At 53.4% G+C, this 11,945-nt stretch carries 7 protein-coding genes and 1 other RNA gene; 5 read left to right on the top strand and 3 right to left on the bottom strand.

The features are described from left to right. Window positions 1-9 precede the first annotated feature (9 nt). Window positions 10-660: a two-component system response regulator NarL gene (narL, locus tag OGY13_RS15955; RefSeq protein WP_003833392.1), complete on the bottom strand. Its 651-nt coding sequence runs from the start codon at window positions 658-660 to the stop codon at window positions 10-12. Then, complete coding sequence (gene narX, locus OGY13_RS15950; protein ID WP_003833391.1) at window positions 653-2,449, bottom strand: nitrate/nitrite two-component system sensor histidine kinase NarX; 1,797 nt, start codon at window positions 2,447-2,449, stop codon at window positions 653-655. Before narX ends, narL begins: the two co-directional genes overlap by 8 nt. 340 nt (window positions 2,450-2,789) lie before the next feature. On the opposite strand from narX, the gene OGY13_RS15945 reads away from it, so the two are divergent. From OGY13_RS15945 to narI, 5 genes are all read left to right on the top strand, one after another. Beyond that, entirely contained in the window at window positions 2,790-4,181 is a 1,392-nt protein-coding gene (locus tag OGY13_RS15945; RefSeq protein WP_003833390.1) for a NarK family nitrate/nitrite MFS transporter, read from the top strand. A gap of 395 nt (window positions 4,182-4,576) precedes the next feature. Beyond that, a complete protein-coding gene (locus tag OGY13_RS15940) occupies window positions 4,577-8,320 on the top strand; it encodes a nitrate reductase subunit alpha (protein WP_008784960.1) in 3,744 nt (1,247 codons plus the stop codon). Continuing rightward, window positions 8,317-9,855, top strand: coding sequence for a nitrate reductase subunit beta (gene narH, locus OGY13_RS15935; RefSeq protein ID WP_003833388.1), 1,539 nt, complete (start codon window positions 8,317-8,319; stop codon window positions 9,853-9,855). The genes OGY13_RS15940 and narH overlap by 4 nt, the downstream gene beginning before the upstream one ends. Next, window positions 9,852-10,562 (top strand): nitrate reductase molybdenum cofactor assembly chaperone, encoded by a 711-nt coding sequence (gene narJ, locus OGY13_RS15930; RefSeq protein ID WP_048235259.1) that lies wholly within the window; start codon window positions 9,852-9,854, stop codon window positions 10,560-10,562. The genes narH and narJ overlap by 4 nt, the downstream gene beginning before the upstream one ends. Next, a complete protein-coding gene (narI, locus tag OGY13_RS15925) occupies window positions 10,562-11,239 on the top strand; it encodes a respiratory nitrate reductase subunit gamma (RefSeq protein ID WP_003833386.1) in 678 nt (225 codons plus the stop codon). The genes narJ and narI overlap by 1 nt, the downstream gene beginning before the upstream one ends. A gap of 452 nt (window positions 11,240-11,691) precedes the next feature. Here the strand turns inward: narI and OGY13_RS15920 are convergent. Beyond that, a non-coding RNA gene (locus OGY13_RS15920) (RtT sRNA) lies at window positions 11,692-11,822 on the bottom strand. Window positions 11,823-11,945: the final 123 nt, after the last annotated feature.

Raw genomic sequence — 11,945 nt, 5'->3', positions numbered from 1 at the left:
AACACGTTATCAGAAAATGCGTTCCTGATGTACCCATACCGCGGCTTCGACGCGTGATTTGAGCTTCATTTTCTTCAACATATGCTTCACATGGACTTTTACCGTACTTTCAGTGATGTCCAGACGACGGGCGATCATCTTGTTCGGCAGCCCCTGGGCAATGAGCTTGAGAATGTCGCGCTCACGCGGTGTCAGTTGGGTGACATCACGGTCCGACGTTGCACGATTAGCACGCAGGCTGGCGGCCAGAACCGGCGTTAAGGCCTCACTCAGCACCATTTCACCGGCCGCTGACTGCTGTAAGGCTTTGAGTAAATCTTCAGGCTCCATATCTTTCAGCAGATAACCGTCAGCGCCGCGTTTCAGTGCGGTAACTACGTCTTCTTCATGATTGGATACGCTAAACACAACGATACGGCCCGACAGTGACTTTTCACGCAGCTTATCGAGAGTTTCCAGGCCGTTCATGCCGGGCATGTTGAGATCAAGCAGGATCAGATCGGGATCAAGGGATTCAGCCAGCTCGATACCCTGCTCACCATTGCTGGCTTCGCCGACAACGGTAATATCGGGCGCCATGCTGACAAGCTGTTTTACACCGGTTCGCAGCATCGGATGATCGTCGATCAACAGGATGGTTGCCGGTTCCAGATTACTCATGGGTATCTCCTTGGACTTCTGTGAAGTTTGTTTCGGGAATAAAAGTGACAGCAACTTCAGTACCGCCCGTCTCGCGACGGCGTACGCGGCAATCGCCGCGCAAGCTCTGCGCACGATCGCGCATTATAATCATGCCGTAGTGGTTACTGCGTTCGGCGTTTTCCGGTACGCCGCAGCCGTTATCTTGCACTGTTAGTTTGACCTGCTTGCCATTTTGCACCACCGTCACGACCACTTCATTGGCCTGAGAGTGTTTAAGTGCATTACTCAGGGCTTCGCGCGCAATTTGTAGCAGGTGAATCGCCTGATGCGAAGGGACCAGGCGTGGCGGTAGCTGATAATCCAGCTTAACCGTAAATCCAAAACGGGCGCTGTACTCCTGACAGCTGGCTTCCAGCGCCGGCCGTAATCCAGGTTCTGTGAGCTGTAAACGGAAGGTGGTTAACAGCTCACGCAGTTGTGCCCACGAAGCATTCAGCTCGTTACGAATCTGGCTGAGCAACTCGCGACAGTTATCTGAAAGCGCATCGCCCTGCATCTGCAAACAGCTAACCTGCATCTTCATACAAGAGAGCGATTGTGCAATAGAATCATGAAGTTCGCGTGCAATGGTGGCACGCTCTTCCATCACGATCAACTGCTGCTGACGCTCCTGATGTCTGTCGAGCGCGAGCGTTGCGGTAAGTTGCTCAACCAGGGTATCAACCAGCTGCTGCTGATCGTGGCTGAGATGGCGTCCGTTCGGCAAGGTGGCGAGCAGAATACCATATTGGGTATGCGCATCGGTCAGCCGCCATTTCAATGTGATCCCGCCGTCAATCGCGGGCAGCGTTCCGCGAGGACACAGATGGCAACCTTTTTCATCACAGCTGGCATTGGACTGACAGGTAAATTCCTGATGATTGTCTTCATCTTCCAGGTCGTAAACCCGGAGTTCAATATCATGTAGCAAGGTTAAATTTTGCAGACCGTTCAGTACCGGAGAGAGGCGTTCGCACAACGGCACCTGAGAGTGCAGGCGGCGGTTGGCTTGCCACAGAAAAGAGAGGATCTGGTTTTTATGCTCCAGTCCCGCTGTTTTTTCCTGCACCCGCTGTTCCAGCACGGCATAACTTTCGGCCAGTTCTTCCGACATATTATTCAGTGCCGAGCCCAGAGCGGCCATCTCATTACGCCCGCTGATACGCGCGCGTTGGGTAAAATCACGTTGGCTGACGGCTCGCGCCATCGCCAGCAGCTGCTTCCACGGCTCTAACAGGCGCACGCGCAGCCAGATAATGGTGAAAACCAGCAGCAATGCCATAAATATGGCCATCAGGCGATGCAGCAGGACGACGCGTTCAATGCGTAATTCGGTGGTATGGTCAAAGGCGGTAACCAGCTTATCCAGACCGCCTACAAAGCGCGTCACATCCTGCGCTACCGCATCAGGCGTTTGCGCATGCGCAAGCCCCGGCGCCAGTTCAGTGTGCCAGTAATCCTGTAGTGCTTTTAACTGCGCCTGTTGTCCGTCTCGCTTTGCGGCACGCGTCAACTCCGGGCTAAACGCCGTTTTCTCCATTTCATCCAGAAGCGGTTGATCGCTAGCGTCCAGCGGTACGGCTGCCAGCAGGCGATAACTCTGCATGCGCAGCGATCCCGCTTTGTTGATTGCATGGGCGCTACCCTGAACGCCCTGAACCAGCCAGCCGGAGACAGCCATACCAGCCACGCCGATGGCTGTGGACAATAAAACAATCAGCGCCACCTGGTTGACCAGCGTAAGCGGGGAGAGACAACGTTTAAACATGGTGACTTGTTCCTTCGGGTTTTCGTCGAACAGAAAACCTTATTGAATGACGATTCTGCTGCAGGCAGTGGCGTTATTCTCGGCGATACACTGGAGTATACCCATACCTCAAACGGGCTACCTCTTAATTGCCAGCGGAGGGAGAGATCCTGGGCGAGGGGGAGTAGGGGGCGACAGAAGCGTGAAAAACCACATCTTTTTTACCGAAGTTATGTACTCATTTAGGGTAATGATAAATTTTAGGCATGAATAATGACACCTTTTCCTTTGATTTATATCAACTTACCTCCAGCTGTAAACCCTAATGTTGCAGGCATCGAAACAAGTATCAGAGGTGTCTATGAGTCACTCATCTGCCCCGGAAAGGGCATCTGGAGCTGTAATTACCGAATGGCGGCCGGAAGATCCCGCCTTCTGGCAGCAGCGTGGTCAACGAATCGCCAGCCGTAACCTGTGGATTTCAGTCCCTTGCTTGCTGCTGGCGTTTTGCGTGTGGATGTTATTTAGCGCCGTGGCGGTGAACTTACCGAAAGTCGGATTTGATTTCACCACTGAACAGCTGTTCATGCTGACGGCATTACCTTCGGTGTCCGGCGCGCTGCTGCGTGTTCCGTACTCCTTTATGGTTCCCCTGTTTGGTGGACGTCGCTGGACAGCGTTTAGCACCGGTATCCTGATCATTCCTTGTGTATGGTTAGGTTTTGCGGTGCAGGATACCTCCACGCCGTTTAGTACCTTTATTATTATCTCTCTGTTGTGCGGTTTCGCCGGTGCGAACTTTGCGTCCAGCATGGCAAACATCAGTTTCTTCTTTCCAAAACAGAAACAGGGTGGTGCGCTGGGTCTGAACGGTGGCCTGGGCAACATGGGCGTCAGCGTGATGCAGTTGGTTGCGCCGCTGGTGGTTTCACTGTCAATCTTTGCCGCATTTGGTAGCCACGGGGTTGAACAACCGGATGGTACGCAGCTGTATCTGGCAAACGCCGCATGGATTTGGGTACCGTTCCTTGCGGTGTTAACGCTGGCTGCATGGTTTGGTATGAATGAACTGGCAACCTCAAAAGCGTCGCTGAAAGAGCAATTGCCGGTGCTGAAACGTGGGCATCTGTGGATTATGAGCCTGCTGTATCTGGCAACCTTCGGTTCATTCATCGGTTTCTCTGCCGGTTTTGCCATGTTGTCAAAAACGCAGTTTCCTGAGGTACAGATCCTGCATTACGCCTTCTTTGGACCGTTGATTGGCGCGCTGGCTCGTTCAGCGGGCGGCGCAATCTCTGACCGTCTGGGCGGAACCCGTGTAACGCTGGTGAACTTTGTGCTGATGGCTATTTTCAGTGCCTTACTGTTCCTGACGCTGCCATCAAACGGCGTTGGCGGCAACTTTATCGCCTTCTTCGCGGTGTTCCTGGCATTGTTCCTGACGGCTGGTCTGGGGAGTGGTTCAACCTTCCAGATGATCTCCGTTATCTTCCGCAAGCTGACGATGGACAGAGTGAAAGCTGAAGGTGGTTCAGAAGAGAAAGCAATGCGCGAAGCAGCAACCGACACCGCGGCAGCGTTGGGCTTTATCTCAGCCATTGGTGCGATTGGCGGCTTCTTTATCCCGAAAGCATTTGGTACGTCTCTGGCGTTAACTGGTTCGCCGGTCGATGCGATGAAAGTCTTTCTGATCTTCTATGTCGCTTGTGTGGTCATCACCTGGGCGGTATACGGACGTCATTCTAAAAAGTAAAAAAGTAGTAGCAGTTGATTATCCATTGCGCGGTGTTAGACCGCGCTTTTTTTTGCTCTAAATTAGTTACAACATACTTATATGTGAGCTCATGACGAAAGTCTGCGAAAACGGTGCCGGTAATATGCCTGGCAGGGGGGATACCCCTTAATACCCACTTATAAAGAATTTAACATTTGTATGATAAGTGAATTATTTAAAATCCTTTAAATTCAGAATATTACGTTAAAAAACAATATCCCACTTTGGGGGTATGTAAAAACCAACCTTCATTTTTCATCCCTGCATGCCTTGATCGTTATCAATTCTCACGCCCTTTCAGAGCGTTACCTTCGCTCTCAATCAAGCAATGTCGATTTATCAGAGAGCCGTCAGGCTCCTACAGGAGAAAACCGATGAGTAAATTCCTGGACCGGTTTCGCTACTTCAAGCAGAAGGGCGAAACCTTTGCCGATGGGCATGGCCAGCTTCTCAATACCAACAGGGACTGGGAGGACGGATACCGCCAGCGTTGGCAGCATGACAAAATCGTGCGTTCAACCCACGGGGTAAACTGCACGGGCTCATGCAGCTGGAAAATCTATGTGAAAAATGGTCTGGTGACCTGGGAGACCCAGCAAACTGACTACCCACGCACGCGTCCAGATATGCCTAACCACGAGCCTCGCGGCTGCCCACGTGGTGCAAGCTATTCCTGGTATCTCTACAGCGCTAACCGTCTGAAATACCCGCTGATGCGCAAACGTCTGATGAAGATGTGGCGTGAAGCAAAAAGACTGCACAGCGATCCGGTAGACGCATGGGCATCCATCATCGAAGACGCCGACAAAGCAAAAAGCTTCAAACAAGCGCGTGGTCGTGGTGGGTTTGTTCGTTCTTCCTGGCAGGAAGTGAATGAACTGATTGCTGCATCTAACGTTTACACCATCAAAACCTATGGCCCTGACCGCGTTGCAGGCTTCTCTCCGATCCCGGCGATGTCGATGGTTTCTTATGCTTCCGGTGCACGCTATATGTCGCTGATTGGCGGTACCTGCCTGAGCTTCTACGACTGGTACTGTGACCTACCGCCGGCTTCCCCGCAAACCTGGGGCGAGCAAACCGACGTACCGGAATCTGCCGACTGGTATAACTCCAGCTACATTCTTGCATGGGGCTCTAACGTACCGCAGACCCGTACTCCGGATGCGCACTTCTTTACTGAAGTTCGCTATAAAGGCACCAAAACGGTAGCGATTACTCCGGACTACGCAGAAATCGCCAAACTTTGCGACCTGTGGCTGGCACCGAAGCAGGGAACCGATGCGGCGATGGCAATGGCGATGGGCCATGTCATGCTGCGCGAGTTCCACCTCGATAACCCGAGCCAGTACTTCACCGACTACGTTCGTCGTTATACTGACATGCCAATGCTGGTGATGCTCGAAGAGCGTGACGGTTACTATGCTGCTGGTCGTATGCTGCGTGCGGCGGATCTGGTCGACTCTCTGGGCCAGGAAAATAACCCAGAATGGAAAACCGTCGCTATCAACAGCAACGGCGAAATGGTTGCGCCAAACGGTTCAATTGGTTTCCGTTGGGGCGAAAAGGGCAAATGGAACCTTGAGCAACGCGACGGTACGTCCGGTGATGAAACCGAACTGCAACTCAGCCTGCTGGGTAGCCAGGACGATATCGCTGAAGTGGGCTTCCCGTACTTTGGCGGCGAAGGTACCGAGCACTTCAGTAAAGTAGAGCTGGAAAATATTCTGCTGCACAAACTGCCGGTTAAACGCCTGCAGTTGGCCGATGGCTCTACCGCGCTGGTGACCACCGTTTACGACCTGACCATGGCTAACTATGGCCTGGAACGTGGTCTGAACGACGAAAACTGCGCGACCAGCTACGATGACGTGAAAGCGTACACGCCGGCATGGGCAGAAAAAATCACTGGCGTATCACGTTCTCAGATCGTGCGCATTGCCCGTGAATTTGCGGATAACGCCGATAAAACACACGGTCGTTCGATGATCATCGTCGGTGCGGGCCTGAACCACTGGTACCACCTCGATATGAACTATCGTGGCCTGATCAATATGCTGGTGTTCTGCGGTTGTATCGGTCAGAGCGGCGGCGGTTGGGCCCACTACGTCGGCCAGGAAAAACTGCGTCCGCAAACCGGCTGGCAGCCGCTGGCGTTTGCTCTTGACTGGCAGCGTCCGCCTCGTCATATGAACAGCACTTCCTACTTCTATAACCACTCCAGCCAATGGCGCTATGAGACGGTTACTGCGCAGGAACTGCTTTCCCCGATGGCAGACAAATCCCGCTACAGCGGTCATTTGATTGATTTTAACGTTCGCGCTGAACGTATGGGCTGGTTGCCATCTGCGCCGCAGTTAGGGACTAACCCACTGCGTATCGCCGAAGAAGCGCAGAAAGCAGGTATGACGCCGGTGGATTACACCGTTAAATCCCTGAAAGAAGGTTCTATTCGCTTTGCGGCAGAGCAGCCGGAAAACGGTAAAAACCATCCGCGCAACCTGTTTATCTGGCGTTCTAACCTGCTCGGTTCTTCCGGTAAAGGCCACGAGTACATGCTCAAGTATCTGCTGGGTACTGAACATGGTATTCAGGGCAAAGATCTCGGCCAGCAGAGCGGCGTGAAGCCTGAAGAAGTGGAATGGCAGGATAACGGCCTGGACGGCAAACTGGATCTGGTTGTCACGCTGGACTTCCGTCTGTCGAGCACCTGTCTGTATTCCGACATCGTGTTGCCGACCGCAACCTGGTATGAAAAAGACGATATGAATACCTCGGACATGCATCCGTTTATTCATCCTCTGTCTGCGGCAGTTGACCCGGCCTGGGAATCGAAGAGCGACTGGGAAATCTACAAAGCCATCGCCAAGAAATTCTCTGAAGTTTGCGTGGGCCATCTCGGTAAAGAAACTGACGTCGTTACGCTGCCTATTCAGCACGACTCTGCCGCAGAACTGGCACAACCGCTGGACGTGAAGGACTGGAAAAAAGGTGAATGTGACCTGATTCCTGGTGTTACCGCACCGCACATCATGACCGTTGAGCGTGATTATCCGGCAACCTACGAGCGTTTCACCTCCATCGGCCCGCTGATGGAAAAAATCGGTAACGGCGGTAAAGGGATTGCCTGGAATACCCAGAGCGAAATGGATCTGCTGCGTAAGCTCAATTACACCAAGGCTGAAGGTCCGGCAAAAGGCCAGCCTTGGCTTAATACCGCAATTGATGCAGCCGAGATGATCCTGACGCTGGCGCCGGAAACTAACGGTCAGGTAGCCGTTAAAGCCTGGGCTGCGCTGAGTGAATTTACCGGTCGTGACCATACGCATCTGGCGCTGAATAAAGAAGACGAAAAAATTCGCTTCCGCGATATTCAGGCGCAGCCGCGCAAAATTATCTCCAGCCCGACCTGGTCAGGACTGGAAGATGAACACGTGTCTTATAACGCCGGCTATACCAACGTTCACGAGCTGATCCCATGGCGTACGCTGTCTGGTCGCCAGCAGTTGTATCAGGATCATCAGTGGATGCGTGACTTTGGTGAAAGCCTGCTGGTTTACCGTCCGCCAATCGACACACGTTCGGTGAAAGCGGTGATCGGCGAGAAATCTAATGGTAACCCGGAAAAAGCGCTCAACTTCCTGACGCCGCACCAGAAATGGGGTATCCACTCCACTTACAGCGACAACTTGCTGATGCTGACGCTGTCACGCGGTGGCCCGATTGTGTGGATGAGCGAAGTCGATGCGAAGGATCTGGGAATCGAAGATAACGACTGGATCGAAGTCTTCAACAGCAACGGTGCGCTGACGGCACGTGCAGTTGTCAGCCAGCGTGTACCGGCCGGGATGACCATGATGTACCACGCGCAGGAACGTATCGTTAACCTGCCGGGTTCAGAAATCACCCAGCAGCGCGGTGGGATCCACAACTCGGTGACCCGTATTACACCGAAACCGACCCATATGATCGGCGGCTATGCGCAGTTGGCCTACGGCTTTAACTACTACGGCACCGTCGGTTCAAACCGTGATGAGTTCGTAGTTGTACGTAAGATGAAGAACATTAACTGGTTGGATGGCGAAGGCAATGACCAGGTACAGGAGAGCGTAAAATGAAAATTCGTTCACAAGTCGGCATGGTGCTGAATCTCGATAAGTGCATCGGCTGCCACACCTGTTCAGTGACCTGTAAAAACGTCTGGACCAGCCGTGAAGGTATGGAGTACGCCTGGTTCAACAACGTCGAAAGTAAGCCTGGCGTTGGCTTCCCGAACGACTGGGAAAACCAGGAAAAATGGAAGGGCGGTTGGATCCGTAAAATCAACGGCAAACTGCAGCCGCGCATGGGTAACAAAGCGCTGCTGTTGGGTAAAATCTTTGCTAACCCGCATCTGCCGGGCATGGATGATTACTACGAGCCGTTTGATTTTGACTACCAGACGTTGCATAACGCCCCGGCAGACAGCAAAGCGCAGCCGATTGCTCGTCCACGCTCGCTGATCACCGGTCAGCGAATGGATAAAATCACCAGCGGTCCGAACTGGGAAGAAATTCTGGGCGGCGAGTTCGAAAAACGCGCCAAAGATCAGAACTTCGAAAACATGCAGAAGGCGATGTACGGTCAGTTCGAAAACACCTTCATGATGTACCTGCCGCGTCTGTGTGAGCACTGCCTTAATCCGGCGTGTGTGGCGACCTGTCCGAGCGGCGCTATCTACAAGCGTGAAGAAGATGGCATCGTGCTGATCGACCAGGACAAGTGCCGCGGCTGGCGTATGTGTATCACCGGCTGCCCGTACAAGAAGATCTACTTCAACTGGAAGAGCGGGAAATCGGAGAAGTGCATTTTCTGCTACCCGCGTATCGAAGCTGGTCAGCCGACCGTTTGCTCCGAAACCTGTGTAGGTCGTATCCGTTACCTCGGCGTACTGCTGTATGACGCAGATGCGATCGAAAGTGCAGCAAGCACCGAGCACGAGAAAGATCTGTACCAGCGTCAGCTGGACGTGTTCCTCGATCCGAACGATCCGGCTGTTATTGAACAGGCGCTGAAAGATGGTATTCCGCTGAGCGTCATTGATGCCGCACAGCAGTCTCCGGTTTACAAAATGGCGATGGACTGGAAGCTGGCGCTGCCGCTGCATCCGGAATACCGCACACTGCCGATGGTCTGGTACGTGCCGCCATTGTCACCGATTCAGTCCGCTGCTGATGCGGGCGAGCTGGGCAGCAACGGTATTCTGCCGGATGTTGACAGCCTGCGTATTCCGGTTCAGTACCTGGCGAACCTGCTGACTGCAGGTGACACCCAGCCGGTACTGTTGGCGCTGAAACGTATGCTGGCGATGCGTCACTACAAACGTGCGGAAACTGTTGACGGCAAAGTTGATACCCGTGCGCTGGAAGAGGTGGGCTTAAGCGAAGCACAGGCACAGGAAATGTATCGTTACCTGGCAATCGCGAACTACGAAGATCGTTTCGTGGTACCGAGCAGCCATCGTGAACTGGCGCGTGACGCGTTCCCGGAGAAAAGCGGTTGTGGCTTTACCTTCGGCGACGGTTGCCACGGTTCTGATACTAAATTCAATCTGTTCAACAGCCGCCGCATCGACGCTGTCGATGTGACCAGCAAAACGGAGCCGCACCAATGATTGAACTCGTCATTGTTTCGCGTCTGCTCGAGTACCCGGATGCTGCCTTGTGGCAGCATCAGCAGGAACTTTTCGATGCACTCGCGTCATCTGAGAACCTGGATAAAGAGGATGCCCAGACTCTGGGCGTTTTCCTGCGCGATCTAACCTCGCAGGACATGCTGGATGTGCAGGCTGCCTACAGCGAACTGTTTGACCGTGGCCGCGCGACATCGCTGCTGCTGTTTGAACATGTTCACGGTGAATCCCGCGATCGCGGTCAGGCTATGGTTGACCTGATGGCACAGTATGAGCAGCACGGTTTACAGCTCGACAGCCGCGAACTTCCCGATCATCTGCCGCTGTATCTGGAATACCTTGCGCAACTGCCGAAAAGCGAAGCACTAGGTGGCTTACAGGATATTGCGCCGATTCTGGCGCTGCTCAGCGCTCGTTTGCAACAGCGTGAAAGCCGTTATGCGGTGCTGTTCGATCTGCTGTTAAAACTGGCGAATACCGTTATCGACAGCGATAAAGTGGCTGAAAAAATTGCGGATGAAGCCCGTGACGATACTCCACAAGCGCTGGATGCGGTCTGGGAAGAAGAGCAGGTGAAATTCTTCGCCGATCAGGGGTGTGGCGAGTCGGAAATCTCCGCTCACCAGCGTCGTTTTGCCGGGGCCGTTGCGCCGCAGTATCTGAATATCACCACCGGAGGACAGCAATAATGCACTTCCTGAATACGTTCTTCTTTGACATCTATCCGTACATCGCGGGTTCTGTCTTTCTGATCGGCAGCTGGCTGCGTTATGACTATGGGCAATATACATGGCGTGCAGCTTCCAGTCAGATGCTGGATCGCAAAGGGATGAACCTGGCGTCAAACCTGTTTCACATCGGGATCCTGGGTATCTTTGCTGGGCACTTCCTTGGCATGTTGACGCCGCACTGGATGTATGAAGCCTGGCTACCGCTTGAAGTGAAACAAAAGATGGCAATGTTTGCGGGCGGTGCCAGTGGCCTGATGTGTCTGATTGGTGGTGTACTGCTGCTGAAACGTCGTCTGTTCAGCCCGCGCGTGCGGGCCACCACCACCGGGGCGGATATTCTGATCCTCTCACTGCTGGTGATCCAGTGTGCGCTGGGCCTGCTGACCATTCCGTTTTCCGCCCAGCATATGGACGGTAGCGAGATGATGAAGCTGGTGAACTGGGCGCAGACAGTGGTGACCTTCCAGGGCGGAGCGTCTCAATATCTCGATGGTGTTGCGTTCATTTTCCGTATGCACCTGGTGCTGGGTATGACGCTATTCCTGTTGTTCCCATTCTCTCGTCTGGTACACATCTGGAGCGTCCCGGTCGAATATCTGACACGCAAATACCAGATTGTTCGCGCGCGTCACTAATCGTATATTTGAGAATGACAAAACCCTGCTTCGGCGGGGTTTTTTTATGCCTGTTTGCCGGATGGCGGCGCAAGCGCCTTATCCGGCCTACGAAGGTATCAGCGAGCGCTGTAGGCCTGATAAGTGCAGCGCATCAGACGAATAGCGGGCACGTATCGAGTTCGTAGGCCTGATAAGCGCAGCGCAGCAGACAAATTACGGGCACATGTCGAGTTAGTAGGCCTGATAAGCGCAGCGCAGCAGACAAATTGCGGGCACGTGTCGAGTTCGTAGGCCTGATAAGCGCAGCGCAGCAGACAAATTACGGGCACATGTCGAGTTAGTAGGCCTGATAAGCGCAGCGCAGCAGACAAATTGCGGGCACGTGACGAGTTCGTAGGCCTGATAAGCGCAGCGCATCAGGCAAATAAAAGGCATTGCTGAGGAATTGAGTGTGTTGCTTTATGAAGTGATGGTGGTGGGGGAAGGATTACTCAGCGCTACGCGCTTCGCCCTTCGGGTCGTTGCCTGTGGCAACGCTTTCTCGCTACGCTCGAATCGAACCTTAGTCGAAGCTTCTCATCCTTCCCGCATGGGCAGAATATGGGGCATTAGAGATTGATTTGCTGTTGGTGCTTTATGAAGTGATGGTGGTGGGGGAAGGATTCGAACCTTCGAAGTCGATGACGGCAGATTTACAGTCTGCTCCCTTTGGCCGCTCGGGAAC

This window comes from Citrobacter sp. Cpo045 (genome assembly GCF_030332875.1).
GTDB lineage: Bacteria > Pseudomonadota > Gammaproteobacteria > Enterobacterales > Enterobacteriaceae > Citrobacter > Citrobacter portucalensis.
This window is presented reverse-complemented; position numbering and strand designations above follow the sequence as displayed.

Coding starts and splice junctions, on each gene's coding strand:
- narL (WP_003833392.1), bottom strand. CDS start 660: ATGAGTAATCTGGAACCGGCAACCATCCTGTTGATCGACGATCATCCG.
- narX (WP_003833391.1), bottom strand. CDS start 2,449: ATGTTTAAACGTTGTCTCTCCCCGCTTACGCTGGTCAACCAGGTGGCG.
- OGY13_RS15945 (WP_003833390.1), top strand. CDS start 2,790: ATGAGTCACTCATCTGCCCCGGAAAGGGCATCTGGAGCTGTAATTACC.
- OGY13_RS15940 (WP_008784960.1), top strand. CDS start 4,577: ATGAGTAAATTCCTGGACCGGTTTCGCTACTTCAAGCAGAAGGGCGAA.
- narH (WP_003833388.1), top strand. CDS start 8,317: ATGAAAATTCGTTCACAAGTCGGCATGGTGCTGAATCTCGATAAGTGC.
- narJ (WP_048235259.1), top strand. CDS start 9,852: ATGATTGAACTCGTCATTGTTTCGCGTCTGCTCGAGTACCCGGATGCT.
- narI (WP_003833386.1), top strand. CDS start 10,562: ATGCACTTCCTGAATACGTTCTTCTTTGACATCTATCCGTACATCGCG.